The sequence below is a fragment of the Citrobacter sp. L55 genome (assembly GCF_002850715.1).
Classification (GTDB): Bacteria; Pseudomonadota; Gammaproteobacteria; order Enterobacterales; family Enterobacteriaceae; genus Citrobacter; species Citrobacter braakii.
In genome coordinates, this window is the sequence record NZ_KZ559399.1 from 450804 (window position 1) to 468042 (window position 17239).

The following is a 17239-nucleotide window of genomic DNA, read 5'->3' on the forward strand; positions in this document are numbered from 1 at the left end:
GCGGCTAAGGCCGCCCTTAATCAATGCAGCAGCTAATTATGCCTTTAAGGAACCGGAGGAATCATGACCAAGTCAGAATTGATTGAAAGACTTGCAACCCAGCAACCTCATATTCCCGCGAAAGCGGTTGAAGATGCAGTTAAAGAGATGCTGGAACATATGGCCTCGACTCTTGCGCAGGGCGAGCGTATTGAAATCCGCGGTTTCGGCAGTTTCTCTTTGCATTACCGCGCACCGCGCACCGGACGTAATCCGAAGACCGGCGATAAAGTGGACCTGGAAGGAAAATACGTTCCGCACTTTAAACCAGGTAAAGAACTGCGCGATCGCGCCAATATTTACGGTTAAGTTTTTAGCGAGACTTAACGCCGAGAAAAGCACCCGCATGGGTGCTTTTTTCATTTCTGCCAACCCATCCTGGAGTCTCCATCCCAGTTAATTTGCACGTTACAAGCGCCGCTAAATGTTAGCGGAATGCATACCGTATAACGCTAAATTGGCACCAGACAACCGTCGAACATTACTGCACACTTCCTGCTACAGGGAGGTGACTGATGAAAATAACAACGGTTAGTACGAGTGCATTATTCGGCATTCTCCCGCTTATGCTATTACCTGCGTTACCTGACATGCTGTGCATCGGCGTTATATTTGGTCTGGCAATTCTGCTCTGCCTTATTTCTCACAGCCCTGTACGTTTCGCCGGATTAACCCTGCTATTTTTTCTTTGGGGAGTTCTGGCTGCGAAAGATGCGCTGTGGGCCGGTAATACGCTGCCTGCAAAAAGCCAGCAGGCCATCGTGCGGATAACCGGAACCGATAATATGACAACGCACTACGGCCAGATCACGCATATGCAGGGGAAGCGGGTATTTCCTGCTATCGGAATTACTCTGTATGGGCAGTACCTACCCGGCAACGTTTGTGCGGGCCAGACATGGGCGATGACGTTGAAGGTTCGTGCTATACACGGTCAATTGAACGAGGGCGGGTTTGATAGCCAGCGTTACGCATTGGCGCAGCACCAGCTGCTGACGGGAAGATTTTTGCAGGCTTCGGTTATCACACAACAATGCAGTTTGCGTTCGCGGTATCTCTCCTCGTTGAAAAGCGCGCTCGCTGACTATCCCTGGCAGCAGGTTATACTGGGCCTGGGAATGGGGGAGCGCTTGTCCGTGTCACAAGCGGTGAAAACCATTATGCGTGATACCGGTACGGCCCATTTGATGGCTATCTCCGGGCTGCATATTGCATTTGCCGCACTTCTGGCAGCAGGATTAATTCGCGCGGGGCAATTTTTTATGCCAACCAGATGGATTTGCTGGCAGGTTCCGTTAGTTGGCGGGATCGTCTGCGCAACATTCTATGCCTGGTTAACAGGGCTACAGCCCCCGGCATTACGTACGGTTGTTGCGCTACTGGTCTGGGGAGGGCTAAAACTCAGCGGCAGGCAGTGGAGTGGATGGTCGGTGTGGATCTGCTGTCTGGCAGCCATTCTGGTGGTGGATCCTGTCGCCGTTCTTTCACAAAGTCTGTGGTTGTCTGCTTTTGCCGTTGCGGCGCTGCTGTTCTGGTATCAATGGGTTCCGATGCCGGATTGGCCGCTGTCTCGCGTTGGACGCCAATTTCTGGCGCTTGCTCATTTGCAATTGGGAATTACGCTCCTGCTTCTGCCTGTGCAAATCGCGATGTTTCACGGTTTTAGCCTGACCTCATTTTTGGCGAATTTGTTTGCTGTACCGCTGGTTACGTTTATTTCCGTACCATTGATATTAGCAGGCATGATCGTGCATTTAACCGGGCTGGCGATGGTTGAGTCGAACCTATGGTATTTAGCGGATCGCTCCCTCGCGCTATTATTTTGGGGGCTCAGGAGCCTGCCTGAAGGGTGGATCAATATTGATGCACGTTGGCAATGGCTTGCATTTGTACCCGGACTCCTGCTCATCGCATATCGGCTGAACGCGTGGCGAACTATACCGGTAGTTTGTGTCACTGTGCTCCTTTTACTGAGCGCCCCGTTCTGGCGAACGCCACGTACTGATGTCTGGCAAGTGCATATGCTGGACGTCGGGCAGGGGCTGGCGATGGTCATTGCGCGCAATGGGAAAGCGATTCTTTACGATACCGGTCTGGCATGGCCTGAAGGCGATAGCGCGCAACAGCTGATTATTCCCTGGCTACATTGGCACAACCTGGAGCCAGAAGGCATTATTTTAAGCCATGAGCATATGGATCACCGGGGCGGGTTGCGTTCGCTGCAGCAAGCCTGGCCGTCGCTATGGATAAGAAGCCCATTAGGTTGGGAAGGGCATCTCCCGTGTTTACGCGGGGAGCGCTGGCAATGGCAAGGGTTAACCTTTAGTGCGCATTGGCCCGTGCGTGGAAATAAAGATCTGGGGAATAACCACTCCTGCGTGGTTAAGGTCGATGACGGGCATCAGAGTATTCTGCTGACCGGAGATATTGAGTCTCCCGCTGAACAAAAAATGCTCAGTCACTACTGGCAGCATCTGCAGTCTACGGTGATACAGGTTCCACACCATGGTAGCAATACCTCATCATCGCAGGCGCTGATTCAGCGGGTCGGCGGGCAGGCCGCGTTAGCCTCCGCATCCCGTTACAATGCCTGGCGTCTCCCGTCCAGGAAAGTGAAGCAACGTTATCGGCAACAAAATTATCAATGGCTGGATACACCCCACCAGGGGCAGATTACGCTGGATTTTTATCAAAAAAACTGGCGAATAAACAGCTTGCGGGATCAGATTTTACCTCGTTGGTATCATCAGTGGTTTGGCGTGTCGGAGGATAACGGGTAGAATATGCGGCTATTCTAACAAATGCTGGTTTTTTGAATGCATAACGATAAAGATCTCTCTACGTGGCAGACGTTTCGCCGACTATGGCCAACCATAGCGCCTTTTAAATCGGGTCTGATCGTGGCGGGTATAGCGTTAATCCTGAACGCGGCCAGCGATACCTTCATGCTATCGCTCCTTAAGCCATTACTGGATGATGGTTTTGGTAAAACGGATCGCTCGGTGCTGCTGTGGATGCCGCTGGTGGTCATTGGACTAATGGTTCTTCGCGGATTCACCAGCTATGTCTCCAGCTACTGCATCTCATGGGTATCAGGCAAAGTGGTCATGACCATGCGTCGCCGCCTGTTTGGCCATATGATGGGCATGCCGGTCTCCTTTTTTGATAAACAGTCTACAGGTACGCTGTTGTCACGTATTACCTATGATTCAGAGCAGGTCGCATCATCGTCCTCCGGCGCGCTGATCACCGTGGTACGTGAAGGGGCTTCAATTATTGGCCTGTTTATCATGATGTTCTATTACAGCTGGCAGCTGTCATTGATCCTGATTGTACTGGCGCCAATTGTGTCAGTGGCGATTCGTATAGTTTCCAAGCGTTTTCGTAGCATCAGTAAAAATATGCAAAACACCATGGGTCAGGTTACGACCAGTGCGGAGCAGATGCTGAAAGGCCACAAAGAAGTTCTGATTTTTGGTGGTCAGGAAGTCGAAACTAAGCGCTTTGATAAAGTCAGCAATAAGATGCGTTTGCAGGGCATGAAGATGGTTTCCGCCTCTTCTATCTCCGATCCTATCATCCAGCTGATTGCGTCTCTGGCTCTGGCCTTCGTGTTGTATGCAGCCAGCTTCCCAAGCGTAATGGAAAACCTGACTGCAGGGACAATTACGGTTGTCTTCTCCTCAATGATCGCGCTGATGCGTCCGTTGAAATCGCTGACCAACGTCAACGCACAGTTCCAGCGCGGTATGGCGGCCTGCCAGACCTTATTTACGATTCTGGATAGCGAGCAGGAAAAAGATGAAGGTACGCGCGAAATCGAACGCGCTACCGGCAATCTCGAGTTCCGCAACGTGACATTCACCTATCCGGGACGTGAAGTACCTGCGCTGCGCAACATCAACATGAATATTCCAGCGGGGAAAACCGTTGCCCTGGTTGGCCGTTCGGGTTCAGGGAAATCCACCATCGCCAGCTTGATCACGCGCTTCTATGATATTGATGAAGGGCAGATTCTAATGGACGGACACGATCTACGTGAATATACCCTGGCATCCCTGCGCGATCAGGTTGCGTTGGTTTCGCAGAATGTGCACCTGTTTAACGATACGGTTGCCAACAACATCGCCTACGCGCGTACCGATTTGTACAGCCGTGAGCAGATCGAAAAAGCGGCGAAAATGGCTTACGCCATGGATTTCATCAATAAGATGGACAATGGCCTGGATACGGTGATTGGCGAAAACGGCGTCCTGCTATCTGGTGGTCAGCGCCAGCGTATCGCTATTGCCCGCGCCTTGTTGCGTGACAGTCCGATTCTGATCCTTGATGAAGCAACGTCGGCACTCGATACCGAGTCTGAACGCGCGATTCAGGCTGCTCTGGATGAGCTTCAGAAAAACCGTACCTCCCTGGTGATTGCTCACCGCCTTTCTACCATTGAACAGGCGGATGAAATCATCGTGGTGGAAGACGGTATTATTGTTGAGCGTGGAACCCATAGCGAGCTGATTGAGCAGCGTGGGGTGTATGCACAATTACATAAAATGCAATTCGGTCAATGATCGCTCGAATCTGGTCTGGTGAGTCGCCGCTGTGGCGACTGTTACTCCCACTCTCCTGGCTGTATGGCCTGGTGAGCGGGGGGATCCGCTTATGTTACAAGCTTGGGATTAAACGCACGTGGCGTGCACCAGTCCCGGTTGTGGTGGTCGGAAACCTGACCGCGGGCGGCAATGGCAAAACACCAGTGGTGATTTGGCTGGTTGAACAACTGCGTCAACGTGGGATTCGCGTGGGCGTGGTGTCGCGTGGTTATGGCGGGAAAGCGGCTGCTTACCCGCTATTACTGACCGCAGATACCACTACGGCAGAAGCGGGTGATGAACCTGTGCTGATCGCCCAACGTACCGGCGTGCCCGTAGCGGTATCCCCGGTAAGATCGGATGCGGTCAAAGCCATTTTGGCCCAACACGATGTGCAGATGATTGTGACGGACGATGGGCTACAGCACTACCGTCTGGCGCGAGATGTTGAAATCGTGGTTATTGACGGAGAACGTCGGTTTGGCAATGGCTGGTGGCTTCCCGCGGGTCCCATGCGGGAACGCGCAGGTCGGCTTAAATCGGTGGATGCGACTATCGTTAACGGTGGCGTTGCGCAGCCAGGGGAAATCCCTATGCGACTTGAACCGGGGCAGGCCGTTAATTTACGTACGGGTGAACGCCGCGATGTGTCGCAGCTGTCCAATATTGTCGCCATGGCGGGCATTGGCCATCCACCGCGTTTTTTTGCCACGCTGGAAGCATGCGGTGCCAGCGTGCAAAAAAGTATTGCGCTGGCAGACCATCAGTCTCTGACCTACAGTGACGTCAGTGCGTTTGCAGACGCCGGGCAAACGCTGGTGATGACGGAAAAAGATGCGGTTAAGTGCCGTGCATTTGCCGATGAAAACTGGTGGTATTTACCTGTTGACGCTCATTTGTCAGGCGATCGGCCTGATATGTTGCTGGATAGCTTAATCTCGCTGACTCGCTAACTGATTCACGCTGCGGCAGCGAATCATTTATGAGGCCATAAATGTCGTTGCCGCGTCTTTCTTTGACGGATGCCCGTCATCTTCACCTTGCCGCTCAAGGGCTGCTGAAAAAAACACGCCGTCGGGCAACCCCAGCAGATATTCTTGCTACCATTTCGCGCATGTCGTTATTGCAAATCGATACCATCAATATTGTGTCGCGCAGCCCTTACCTGGTGCTGTTTAGTCGGTTGGGTGATTATTCGCCCCAGTGGCTGGATGACGCATTGCAGCGGGGCGAACTGATGGAATACTGGGCGCACGAGGCCTGCTTTTTGCCGCGTAGCGACTTTATGCTGATACGTCACCGCATGCTGGCCCCGGAGAAAATGGGCTGGAAATATAAAGCGGAGTGGATGGAAGAACATGCGCATGAGATTGAGCAACTGCTCCAGCACATCCAGCATAACGGACCAGTACGCTCTGCCGATTTTGAGCATCTGCACAAGGGGGCCAGCGGCTGGTGGGCATGGAAACCGCATAAGCGTCATCTTGAAGGCCTGTTCACCGCCGGGAAAGTGATGGTGGTGGAACGGCGTAATTTCCAGCGAGTGTATGATTTAACCCATCGCGTCATGCCGCACTGGGATGATGAACGCGACCGGCTTTCACAGGAAGAAGCAGAAAGCCTCATGCTGGATAACAGTGCCCGCAGTCTGGGGATTTTTCGCGAACAATGGCTGGCAGACTACTATCGCCTGAAGCGTCCGGCGCTAAAAAACTGGTGCAACGTACGTGCACAGCAGCAACAGATTATTCCTGTCGATGTCGAAGGGTTAGGAACCCTGTGGCTGCATAGCCACCTTCAGCCGCTGCTGGAGCAGGCATTGACGGGTAAATTAACGGCGACGCATAGCGCAGTATTATCACCCTTTGATCCGGTGGTCTGGGATCGTAAACGGGCAGAGCAGCTATTCGATTTTAGCTATCGGCTCGAATGTTACACGCCAGCACCGAAACGTCAGTATGGTTATTTCGTCTTGCCGCTGCTGCATCGCGGGCAGTTAGTTGGGCGGATGGATGCCAAAATGCACCGCAAAACGGGCGTACTGGAAATGATTTCGCTGTGGTTACAGGATGGCGTCAAACCTGGGGTTACTCTGCAAAAAGGATTGTTTCAGGCGATTGATGATTTTGCCCGCTGGCAGCAGGCAACACGTGTGACGCTGGGACGCTATCCTGAAGGTTTATTTGCTGATGCACGCCATGGTTGGGAAATAGACCCAGCACGGTAAGCGATTATGTTAATATTTACGGATTCACAATCCGGTCCATCTGGAGGAACTATGGATCATCGTCTGCTTGAAATCATTGCCTGCCCGGTATGCAATGGCAAACTCTGGTTTAACCAGGAAAAACAGGAACTGATTTGTAAACTGGATAACCTTGCTTTCCCACTGCGTGATGGCATTCCCGTGTTACTGGAAACCGAAGCTCGCGTTCTGACTGCTGATGAGAGTAAATCATGAGTTTTGTGGTCATTATTCCTGCGCGTTATGCGTCCACACGTTTGCCGGGCAAGCCGCTGCTGGATATCAATGGCAAGCCGATGATCGTGCATGTGCTGGAGCGTGCGCGTGAATCTGGCGCTGAACGTATTATCGTTGCGACCGATCACGAAGATGTCGCTCGCGCGGTAGAAGCGGTGGGGGGTGAAGTATGCATGACCCGCGCCGATCACCAGTCCGGTACGGAGCGTCTGGCGGAAGTCGTCGAGAAATGTGGCTTTAGCGATGATACCGTTATTGTGAACGTACAGGGTGATGAGCCGATGATCCCGGCGGTCATTATTCGCCAGGTCGCTGAGAATCTGGCACAGCGCCAGGTCGGTATGGCGACCCTTGCTGCCCCGATTCACAGTGCGGAAGAGGCATTTAATCCGAACGCGGTGAAAGTCGTTCTGGACGCCGAAGGTTATGCACTCTATTTTTCACGCGCGACCATTCCGTGGGATCGCGACCGTTTCGCTAAAAGCCTGGAAACGGTGGGTGACACCTTCTTGCGACATCTGGGTATTTACGGCTATCGCGCCGGTTTTATCCGCCGTTATGTTAACTGGCAGCCCAGCCCGCTTGAGCATATTGAAATGCTGGAGCAACTACGTGTGTTGTGGTACGGCGAAAAAATTCATGTTGCCGTCGCAAAAGAAGTACCCGGTACCGGCGTAGACACTGCCGAAGATCTTGAGCGCGTTCGCGCCGAAATGGTTAGTTTTTCTCACGACACTCCCCCTGATGACGCGAATTTTTGGGAGGAGTGTCATATCGTTACGCTTTCCCGCCACTTTTCTTTTCATCAATTGATCTCATCCGGGTGACATCTGTCTGCACGACGCTCATTATGAAAGCAGTAGCATTTATGAGGGCAATCCGAAATGGAACAGTTGCGTGCCGAACTCAGTCATCTGTTGGGTGAAAAACTCAGTCGTATAGAATGCGTGAATGAAAAAGTGGATACGGCCCTGTGGTCACTGTACGACAGCCAGGGAAATCCGATGCCACTGATGGCGAGAAGTTTCACCACGCCGGGTATGGCGCAGCAGTTGGCATGGAAAACCTCCATGCTGGCGCGCAGTGGTACGGTGCGTATGCCCGTCATTTATGGGGTCTTAACCCACGAGGAACATCCCGGTCCTGATGTGCTACTGCTTGAGCGTTTACGTGGAGTGCCGGTGGAAGCGCCTGCCCGAACGCCCGAACGCTGGGAACATTTAAAAGATCAGATCGTAGAAGGTCTGCTGTCATGGCATCGGCAGGATAGTGCTGGCTGCGTGGGAATGGTGGATAACACGCAAGAGAATATCTGGCCATCATGGTATCGTCAGCGGGTTGAGGTGCTGTGGACCACGTTAAATCAGTTCAACAATACCGGGCTAACGATGCAGGACAAGCGGATCCTGTTTCGCACGCGTGAGTGTTTGCCTGCCTTATTTGAAGGATTCAATGATAACTGCGTGCTGATCCACGGTAATTTCAGTTTACGTAGCATGCTCAAAGATGCCCGTAGCGATCAGCTTCTGGCTATGGTGGGACCGGGGTTGATGCTGTGGGCGCCAAGGGAATATGAACTGTTCCGCTTGATGGATAATGCGCTGGCGGAAAGCCTGCTTTGGCAATACCTGCAGCGCGCGCCAGTGGCGGAGTCATTCATCTGGCGGCGCTGGTTGTATGTGTTATGGGATGAAGTGACGCAATTGGTCAACACCGGACGCTTTAATCGTTCCAACTTTGACCTGGCAACGAAATCATTGCTGCCGTGGCTCGCATGATAAACATGTGAACACCTTATCAGGCAGCATTCCTGTCAATGTTCCGATCCCTTCAGCCACTGCCAGATGCGTCCCAGGGTTTCGTAACCAACGCGATCGCTGTGCATCAACCAGACGGGTGAAGGTATAGCGCGCTCCCACGGATTAAGCGGTGAATCAATTGCTAACTGATTGGCTGGCGCTGGCAGCGGATGCAAGCCGGCCTGCTGGAAGAAGATCATCGCCCGCGGTAAGTGGGAGGCAGAGGTTACCAGCAGGAACGGCGCATTGCCGATGGCCTTCTTTACCGCTGCGGCTTCTTCTTCGGTATCTTTGGGGTGATCCAGGGTGATGATTTCATTGGCTGGCACCCCCAGCGACTGCGCAACTCGGGCACCAGCTTCTGCGGTACTGACGTTATTCGTCTTTGCGGCAGCGCCGGTAAAGATGAGCTTCGATCCCGGGTTTGCGCGCCATAGGCGAATACCTTCATTCAGACGTGGAAGGCTGTTGCTGATCAGATTTGAACTCGGCGCCCACTGCGGATTCCAGGTATACCCTCCGCCCAGCACCACAATATATTCCACTTTTTGCGAACCTTGCCACGTTGGATAACTGTCCTCAATCGGTTTCAACAGGCTGTCGGCGACGGGCTGTAAACTAAGGAGTAACAGTGCCAGCCAACTCAGGCTAATACACACTTTCCCTGTTTTTTGAAAGCGACTGAACCAGACCAGCGCCAGGCCAATACCCATCATAATTAGCATCAGTGGCAGCGGCAGCATCATACCGCCAATCACTTTCTTCAGCGTAAAAAGCATCCTTTTTGGTTCCTTTTTTAACCATACAGCAGGGGATCTGCAGGGATATTACACCAGGAAGGTTCATTCTCGGCGTGGGTGTGACAAAATAGCGGTTTTACTTAGTCACCCTAAAGCCAGTATGCGGAGAGCCCGATGCGGGATCGCAATTTTGATGACATTGCAGAGAAGTTTTCCCGTAACATTTACGGCACCACCAAAGGTCAATTAAGACAGGCTATCCTTTGGCAGGATCTGGATCGATTACTGGAAACGTTCGGTGAGCAAAAACTGCACATTCTGGATGCCGGTGGTGGTGAAGGGCAAACGGCCATCAAAATGGCGGAACGAGGACATTTCGTCACATTATGCGATCTGTCTGGCGAGATGATCGCCCGAGCGCAACAGGCGGCAGAGGCAAAAGGTGTGAGCGGGAACATGCATTTTATACAATGCGCCGCTCAGGATGTTGCTTCGCATTTGGAAAGCCCGGTTGATCTGATATTGTTTCATGCTGTGCTGGAGTGGGTGACAGATCCGGTCAACGTGTTGCAGACTCTGTGGTCAGTATTGCGTCCTGGCGGCGCGCTGTCGTTAATGTTCTACAATGCTAACGGTCTGTTGATGCATAACATGGTCGCAGGGAACTTTGACTATGTGCAGGTGGGGATGCCGAAACGTAAAAAACGCACGCTTTCACCGGACTACCCGCGCGATCCGGGGCAGGTCTACCAGTGGCTGGACGAGATCGGTTGGCAGATAACCGGTAAAACGGGCGTCCGTGTGTTTCATGATTATCTGCGAGATAAACATAAACAGCATGACGACTTTGAAATGTTACTTGAGTTAGAAACGCGTTATTGCCGCCAGGAACCGTATATCAGCCTTGGGCGCTATATTCATGTCACCGCGATTAAAAGTTCGGCCCGAGCCGCAGATGCAAGGATAATTTATGAGTGAATTTTCCCAGACAGTCCCCGAACTGGTTGCCTGGGCCAGAAAAAATGACTTCTCCATCTCTCTGCCGGTAGACAGACTTTCGTTCCTGCTGGCGGTCGCGACCCTGAACGGTGAGCGACTTGACGGCGAGATGAGTGAAGGTGAGCTGGTGGATGCGTTCCGCCATGTGAGTGATGCGTTTGAGCAAACCAGCGAAACCATCGGCGTACGCGCCAACAACGCGATCAACGATATGGTGCGTCAACGTCTGCTGAACCGCTTTACCAGCGAGCAGGCGGAAGGCAACGCTATATATCGTTTAACGCCATTGGGAATTGGCATCACGGATTACTACATTCGTCAGCGCGAATTCTCTACGCTACGTCTTTCAATGCAGCTGTCGATTGTTGCAGGTGAACTAAAGCGCGCGGCGGATGCGGCAGCGGAAGGCGGCGATGAGTTCCACTGGCATCGTAACGTCTACGCGCCATTGAAATACTCGGTGGCGGAGATTTTCGACAGTATCGATCTGACCCAGCGCATCATGGATGAACAGCAGCAGCAGGTAAAAGACGACATCGCACAGTTGCTTAATAAAGACTGGCGGGCGGCGATCTCCAGCTGTGAACTGCTGCTCTCTGAAACGTCTGGTACGCTGCGTGAACTGCAGGATACGCTGGAAGCGGCGGGGGATAAGCTGCAGGCTCACCTGTTACACATCCAGGACGCCACGATGACGCATGACGATTTGCATTTCGTCGATCGGCTGGTGTTTGACTTACAAAGTAAGCTCGACCGCATTATCAGTTGGGGTCAGCAGTCCATTGATTTATGGATCGGCTACGATCGTCACGTGCATAAGTTTATCCGTACCGCGATCGATATGGATAAAAACCGCGTCTTTGCCCAGCGTCTGCGCCAGTCCGTGCAGACATACTTTGACGATCCGTGGGCGCTAACCTATGCCAACGCCGATCGTCTGCTGGATATGCGTGACGAAGAGATGGTGCTGCGTGACGAAGAGGTCACCGGCGAGCTTCCGGAAGATCTGGAATATGAAGAATTTAACGAGATCCGTGAACAGCTGGCGGCGATCATCGAAGAACAGCTGGCTATCTACAAATCCAGACAAACACCACTGGATCTCGGTTTGGTCGTGCGCGAGTATCTGGCGCAATACCCACGTGCGCGTCATTTCGACGTCGCGCGCATAGTTATCGATCAGGCGGTACGCCTTGGCGTAGCGCAAGCAGACTTCACCGGACTGCCAGCCAAATGGCAGCCGATTAATGATTACGGAGCCAAGGTACAGGCGCATGTCATTGACAAATATTGAACAAGTGATGCCGGTAAAGCTGGCGCAGGCGCTGGCGAATCCGTTATTTCCGGCGCTGGACAGCGCCTTACGTTCGGGCCGCCATATCGGTCTGGATGAACTGGATAATCATGCCTTCCTGATGGATTTTCAGGAATATTTTGAAGAGTTTTACAGCCGCTATAACGTGGAATTGATCCGTGCGCCGGAAGGGTTCTTCTACCTTCGCCCGCGTTCAACGACGCTCATTCCCCGTTCGGTCCTGTCTGAACTGGACATGATGGTCGGTAAAATTCTTTGCTATCTCTATCTCAGCCCGGAACGCCTGGCGAACGAAGGGATTTTTACCCAGCAAGAGTTGTACGACGAGCTGCTAACGCTGGCTGATGAAGCGAAGCTGCTGAAACTGGTGAACAACCGTTCAACCGGTTCGGATGTTGATCGCCAGAAGCTACAGGAAAAAGTTCGTTCTTCGCTAAACCGTCTGCGCCGTTTAGGCATGGTGTGGTTTATGGGTCACGACAGCAGCAAATTCCGTATTACGGAATCAGTCTTCCGCTTTGGCGCGGACGTGCGCAGCGGTGACGATCCGCGCGAAGCGCAGCGTCGCTTAATTCGTGATGGCGAAGCGATGCCGGTCGAGAACCGCCTGCAGCTCAACGATGAGCCCGAAGAGAATCAGCCGGACAGTGGAGAAGAAGAATAATGATTGAACGCGGTAAATTTCGCTCACTTACGCTGATTAACTGGAATGGTTTTTTTGCCCGTACATTCGACCTTGATGAACTGGTTACCACGCTGTCCGGCGGTAACGGTGCGGGTAAGTCCACCACCATGGCGGCATTTGTTACAGCGCTCATTCCGGACTTAACCCTGCTGCATTTCCGTAACACCACCGAAGCCGGTGCAACCAGTGGTTCACGTGATAAGGGCCTGCACGGTAAGTTGAAAGCGGGCGTCTGTTACTCAATGCTCGACGTCCTCAACTCGCGCCATCAGCGCGTAGTCGTGGGGGTGCGTCTGCAACAGGTTGCCGGTCGCGATCGTAAAGTGGATATCAAACCGTTTGCCATTCAGGGACTGCCGATGTCGGTGCAGCCAACCCAACTGGTGACGGAAACGCTGAATGAACGCCAGGCGCGCGTGCTGTCCCTCTCTGAGCTGAAAGAGAAGCTTGATGAGATGGAAGGTGTGCAGTTTAAACAGTTCAACTCAATCACCGATTATCACTCACTGATGTTCGATCTGGGCATCATCGCCCGTCGTCTGCGTTCCGCGTCTGACCGTAGTAAATTCTATCGTCTGATTGAAGCCTCGCTGTACGGCGGGATCTCCAGTGCCATTACCCGTTCACTACGTGACTACCTGCTGCCGGAAAACAGCGGCGTGCGTAAAGCCTTCCAGGATATGGAAGCTGCGCTGCGTGAAAACCGCATGACGCTGGAAGCGATTCGCGTAACTCAGTCTGACCGCGATCTGTTTAAGCATTTGATCAGCGAAGCGACCAACTATGTGGCCGCGGATTATATGCGTCACGCCAACGAACGTCGTATCCATCTTGATAAAGCGCTGGAATATCGTCGTGAGCTGCATACTTCACGTAAGCAGCTGGCCGCGGAGCAGTATAAGCACGTGGATATGGCGCGCGAACTGGGCGAGCATAACGGCGCGGAAGGCGATCTGGAAGCTGATTACCAGGCCGCGAGCGATCACCTGAATCTGGTGCAAACCGCGCTGCGTCAGCAGGAAAAAATTGAACGCTACGAAGCGGATCTCGAAGAACTGCAGGTCCGTCTCGAAGAACAAAATGAGGTGGTCGCGGAAGCCGTTGACCGCCAGGATGAAAACGAAGCCCGCGCAGAAGCCGCGGAACTGGAAGTGGATGAGCTGAAAAGCCAGCTTGCCGATTATCAGCAAGCGCTGGACGTCCAGCAAACGCGAGCCATCCAATATACCCAGGCGATCCAGGCGCTGAATCGGGCGAAAGAGCTCTGCCATTTACCGGATCTGACCGCCGACAGCGCTGCTGAATGGCTGGAAACCTTCCAGGCTAAAGAGCAGGAAGCCACTGAAAAACTGCTGACGCTGGAACAAAAAATGAGCGTGGCGCAAACCGCGCACAGCCAGTTCGAACAGGCTTATCAGCTGGTGGCGGCTATCAATGGCCCGCTGGCGCGTGGTGAAGCCTGGAGCGTGGCGCGTGAACTGCTGCGGGAAGGCGTTGAACAGCGCCACCTGGCGGAACAGGTTCAGCCGTTGCGTATGCGACTTAGCGAGCTGGAGCAGCGTTTGCGCGAACAGCAAGACGCCGAGCGTCTGCTGGCTGAATTCTGCAAGCGTCAGGGTAAACAGTTCGATATCGATGAGCTGGAAGCGCTGCACCAGGAGCTGGAAGCACGCATCGCCGCCTTGTCGGACAGCGTCTCTTCTGCCAGCGAACAGCGTATGACGTTGCGTCAGGAGCAGGAACAGCTGCAGTCTCGTATCCAGCATCTGATGAAACGTGCGCCTGTCTGGCTGGCCGCGCAGAATAGCCTGAATCAGCTTAGCGAGCAGTGTGGCGAAGAGTTTACCTCAAGCCAGGACGTGACCGAGTATCTGCAACAACTGCTGGAGCGCGAGCGTGAAGCCATTGTTGAGCGTGATGAAGTCGGTGCGCGCAAAAATGCAGTTGATGAAGAAATTGAACGTTTAAGTCAGCCGGGCGGGGCGGAAGATCAGCGTCTGAACGCGCTGGCGGAGCGCTTCGGCGGCGTTCTGCTGTCAGAAATCTATGACGACGTTAGCCTTGAAGATGCGCCGTACTTCTCTGCGCTGTACGGTCCTTCGCGTCATGCCATCGTGGTGCCGGATCTGACGCTGATTACCGAGCAGCTTGAAGGGCTGACGGATTGTCCGGAAGATCTCTATTTCATCGAAGGGGATCCGCAGTCGTTTGATGACAGCGTTTTCAGCGTTGATGAGCTGGAAAAAGCGGTAGTGGTGAAAACCGCCGAGCGTCAGTGGCGTTATTCCCGCTTCCCGACGGTGCCGATTTTTGGCCGTGCAGCGCGCGAAAGCCGTATCGAAACCCTGCATGCCGAGCGTGAAGGGCTGTCTGAACGTTTCGCAACGCTCTCCTTTGACGTCCAGAAAACCCAGCGTCTGCATCAGGCGTTCAGTCGTTTCATTGGCAGTCATTTGTCGGTGGCGTTTGAAGCCGATCCGGAAGCGGAAATTCGCCAACTGAATGGCCGTCGCGTTGAACTGGAACGTGCGCTGAGCAATCATGAAAATGATAATCAGCAAAGCCGTATGCAGTTTGAGCAGGCGAAAGAGGGGGTCTCTGCTCTTAACCGCCTTCTCCCGCGTTTGAATCTGCTGGCGGATGACACGCTGGCCGATCGCGTGGACGAAATTCGTGAGCGCCTGGATGAAGCCCAGGAAGCGGCGCGTTTTGTACAGCAACATGGCAACCAGTTAGCCAAACTGGAACCGATTGTTTCGGTCCTGCAAAATGACCCTGAGCAGTTTGAACAACTGAAGGAAGACTACGCGTATTCCCAGCAGATGCAGCGCGATGCACGTCAGCAAGCTTTTGCTCTGACCGAAGTGGTGCAGCGCCGGGCGCACTTTAGCTATTCCGACTCTGCTGAAATGCTTAGCGGCAACAGCGATCTGAACGAAAAACTGCGTGAGCGCCTGGAACAGGCGGAAGCTGAACGTACCCGCGCCCGTGAAGCGCTACGCAGTCACGCTGCACAGTTAAGCCAGTACAACCAGGTCATGGCGTCGCTGAAAAGCTCCTATGACACCAAAAAAGAGCTGCTTAACGATTTACAACGTGAACTGCAGGATATTGGCGTTCGTGCGGACAGCGGTGCCGAAGAGCGCGCGCGTATTCGTCGTGATGAACTGCATGCGCAGCTCAGCAACAACCGTGCGCGCCGTAACCAACTGGAAAAAGCGTTGACCTTCTGCGAAGCGGAGATGGAAAACCTGACCCGCAGGTTGCGCAAGCTGGAACGTGATTATTTTGAAATGCGCGAGCAGGTGGTTACCGCGAAAGCCGGATGGTGTGCGGTGATGCGGATGGTGAAAGATAACGGCGTTGAACGCCGCCTGCACCGTCGTGAGCTGGCGTATCTTTCCGGTGATGAACTGCGCTCGATGTCGGATAAGGCGCTTGGTGCACTGCGCCTGGCGGTTGCGGATAACGAACACCTGCGCGATGTACTGCGCATGTCTGAAGATCCAAAACGCCCAGAGCGTAAAATTCAGTTCTTTGTTGCAGTTTATCAGCATCTGCGTGAACGTATTCGCCAGGATATCATCCGTACCGACGATCCGGTTGAAGCCATCGAACAGATGGAGATTGAGCTGAGCCGTCTGACGGAAGAATTAACGTCCCGCGAACAGAAACTGGCGATCAGCTCTCGCAGCGTGGCGAATATCATTCGTAAGACCATTCAGCGCGAACAGAACCGTATTCGCATGCTGAACCAGGGGCTGCAAAGCGTGTCGTTTGGCCAGGTAAACAGCGTTCGTCTGAACGTCAACGTACGCGAGACGCATGCTACCTTGCTGGACGTACTTTCCGAACAGCATGAGCAGCACCAGGATCTGTTTAACAGCAATCGTCTGACCTTCTCTGAAGCGCTGGCGAAGTTGTATCAGCGTCTGAATCCGCAGATTGATATGGGGCAACGTACGCCGCAAACCATTGGTGAAGAGCTGCTGGATTACCGTAACTATCTGGAAATGGAAGTTGAGGTTAACCGTGGCTCTGACGGCTGGCTGCGTGCTGAATCTGGCGCGCTGTCAACCGGTGAAGCGATCGGGACCGGGATGTCTATTCTGGTGATGGTTGTGCAAAGCTGGGAAGACGAAGGGCGTAGACTGCGCGGGAAAGATATTTCTCCTTGCCGTCTGTTGTTCCTTGATGAAGCTGCGCGACTTGATGCACGCTCTATCGCGACTCTGTTTGAACTGTGCGAGCGTCTGCAAATGCAACTGATTATCGCAGCCCCAGAAAACATTAGCCCGGAGAAAGGGACCACCTACAAACTGGTGCGTAAAGTATTCCAGAACACCGAACACGTTCACGTGGTAGGTCTGCGCGGGTTTGCGCCTCAGTTACCTGAGCCGCTGCCTGGCACCGAAGATGCCTCCTCGCAGGCAAGCTAAATAAAAGGCGGCTAAATGGCCGCCTTCTTTTTTTTCCGGAAACTCTCAATAACTGGTGTAATTTCTTTAAACTTCTTTACATTAGGTTAGGCAAAAATTTTTTCATGTTTATATACTAAAGGTAAGCCTAACGCGTCACAGGCTTGCTCGTCATA

The 17239-nt window shown here is 53.2% G+C and carries 12 protein-coding genes and 1 pseudogene; 12 read left to right on the forward strand and 1 reads right to left on the reverse strand.

What is annotated here, in order from left to right; all coding sequences use genetic code 11:
- The first annotated feature begins 63 nt into the window (after positions 1-63).
- From ihfB to B9P82_RS02230, 8 genes and pseudogenes are all read left to right on the forward strand, one after another.
- Positions 64-348: an integration host factor subunit beta gene (ihfB, locus tag B9P82_RS02195; protein ID WP_003035780.1), complete on the forward strand. Its 285-nt coding sequence runs from the start codon at positions 64-66 to the stop codon at positions 346-348.
- Positions 349-554: 206 nt separating this feature from the next.
- Complete coding sequence (locus B9P82_RS02200; RefSeq protein ID WP_101699876.1) at positions 555-2819, forward strand: ComEC family protein; 2265 nt, start codon at positions 555-557, stop codon at positions 2817-2819.
- A gap of 36 nt (positions 2820-2855) precedes the next feature.
- On the forward strand, positions 2856-4604 hold the full coding sequence (gene msbA / locus B9P82_RS02205) for a lipid A ABC transporter ATP-binding protein/permease MsbA (RefSeq protein WP_101699877.1): 1749 nt from the start codon (positions 2856-2858) through the stop codon (positions 4602-4604).
- A complete protein-coding gene (lpxK, locus tag B9P82_RS02210; protein ID WP_101699878.1) occupies positions 4601-5578 on the forward strand; it encodes a tetraacyldisaccharide 4'-kinase in 978 nt (325 codons plus the stop codon). The genes msbA and lpxK overlap by 4 nt, the downstream gene beginning before the upstream one ends.
- 41 nt (positions 5579-5619) lie before the next feature.
- Positions 5620-6852, forward strand: a complete 1233-nt coding sequence (locus tag B9P82_RS02215; protein WP_101699879.1) for a winged helix-turn-helix domain-containing protein — start codon at positions 5620-5622, stop codon at positions 6850-6852.
- Between the two features lie 51 nt (positions 6853-6903).
- On the forward strand, positions 6904-7086 hold the full coding sequence (gene ycaR / locus B9P82_RS02220) for a protein YcaR (RefSeq protein WP_003035793.1): 183 nt from the start codon (positions 6904-6906) through the stop codon (positions 7084-7086).
- Positions 7083-7823: pseudogene (gene kdsB, locus B9P82_RS02225) on the forward strand (3-deoxy-manno-octulosonate cytidylyltransferase); the annotation flags it as partial. The gene ycaR and the pseudogene kdsB, both read left to right, overlap by 4 nt.
- 168 nt (positions 7824-7991) lie before the next feature.
- Entirely contained in the window at positions 7992-8885 is an 894-nt protein-coding gene (locus tag B9P82_RS02230) for a YcbJ family phosphotransferase (protein WP_016156120.1), read from the forward strand.
- Positions 8886-8920: 35 nt separating this feature from the next.
- On the opposite strand, the gene elyC is transcribed toward B9P82_RS02230, so the two are convergent.
- Positions 8921-9685, reverse strand: a complete 765-nt coding sequence (elyC, locus tag B9P82_RS02235) for an envelope biogenesis factor ElyC (RefSeq protein WP_019076401.1) — start codon at positions 9683-9685, stop codon at positions 8921-8923.
- 135 nt (positions 9686-9820) lie between these two features.
- Between elyC and cmoM the strand changes: the two genes are divergently transcribed.
- Genes cmoM through mukB form a run of 4 tightly spaced genes read left to right on the forward strand, consistent with a single transcriptional unit; the run spans position 9821 to position 17084 of the window.
- A complete protein-coding gene (cmoM, locus tag B9P82_RS02240) occupies positions 9821-10624 on the forward strand; it encodes a tRNA uridine 5-oxyacetic acid(34) methyltransferase CmoM (RefSeq protein WP_016156122.1) in 804 nt (267 codons plus the stop codon).
- On the forward strand, positions 10617-11939 hold the full coding sequence (mukF, locus tag B9P82_RS02245) for a chromosome partition protein MukF (RefSeq protein WP_016156123.1): 1323 nt from the start codon (positions 10617-10619) through the stop codon (positions 11937-11939). Before cmoM ends, mukF begins: the two co-directional genes overlap by 8 nt.
- Positions 11920-12624 carry a chromosome partition protein MukE gene (mukE, locus tag B9P82_RS02250; protein WP_016152457.1) on the forward strand — a complete coding sequence of 235 codons (705 nt, stop codon included), beginning with the start codon at positions 11920-11922 and terminating at the stop codon, positions 12622-12624. Before mukF ends, mukE begins: the two co-directional genes overlap by 20 nt.
- On the forward strand, positions 12624-17084 hold the full coding sequence (mukB, locus tag B9P82_RS02255; protein WP_101699881.1) for a chromosome partition protein MukB: 4461 nt from the start codon (positions 12624-12626) through the stop codon (positions 17082-17084). Before mukE ends, mukB begins: the two co-directional genes overlap by 1 nt.
- Positions 17085-17239 lie beyond the last annotated feature (155 nt).

Coding starts and splice junctions, on each gene's coding strand:
- ihfB (WP_003035780.1), top strand. CDS start 64: ATGACCAAGTCAGAATTGATTGAAAGACTTGCAACCCAGCAACCTCAT.
- B9P82_RS02200 (WP_101699876.1), top strand. CDS start 555: ATGAAAATAACAACGGTTAGTACGAGTGCATTATTCGGCATTCTCCCG.
- msbA (WP_101699877.1), top strand. CDS start 2,856: ATGCATAACGATAAAGATCTCTCTACGTGGCAGACGTTTCGCCGACTA.
- lpxK (WP_101699878.1), top strand. CDS start 4,601: ATGATCGCTCGAATCTGGTCTGGTGAGTCGCCGCTGTGGCGACTGTTA.
- B9P82_RS02215 (WP_101699879.1), top strand. CDS start 5,620: ATGTCGTTGCCGCGTCTTTCTTTGACGGATGCCCGTCATCTTCACCTT.
- ycaR (WP_003035793.1), top strand. CDS start 6,904: ATGGATCATCGTCTGCTTGAAATCATTGCCTGCCCGGTATGCAATGGC.
- B9P82_RS02230 (WP_016156120.1), top strand. CDS start 7,992: ATGGAACAGTTGCGTGCCGAACTCAGTCATCTGTTGGGTGAAAAACTC.
- elyC (WP_019076401.1), bottom strand. CDS start 9,685: ATGCTTTTTACGCTGAAGAAAGTGATTGGCGGTATGATGCTGCCGCTG.
- cmoM (WP_016156122.1), top strand. CDS start 9,821: ATGCGGGATCGCAATTTTGATGACATTGCAGAGAAGTTTTCCCGTAAC.
- mukF (WP_016156123.1), top strand. CDS start 10,617: ATGAGTGAATTTTCCCAGACAGTCCCCGAACTGGTTGCCTGGGCCAGA.
- mukE (WP_016152457.1), top strand. CDS start 11,920: ATGTCATTGACAAATATTGAACAAGTGATGCCGGTAAAGCTGGCGCAG.
- mukB (WP_101699881.1), top strand. CDS start 12,624: ATGATTGAACGCGGTAAATTTCGCTCACTTACGCTGATTAACTGGAAT.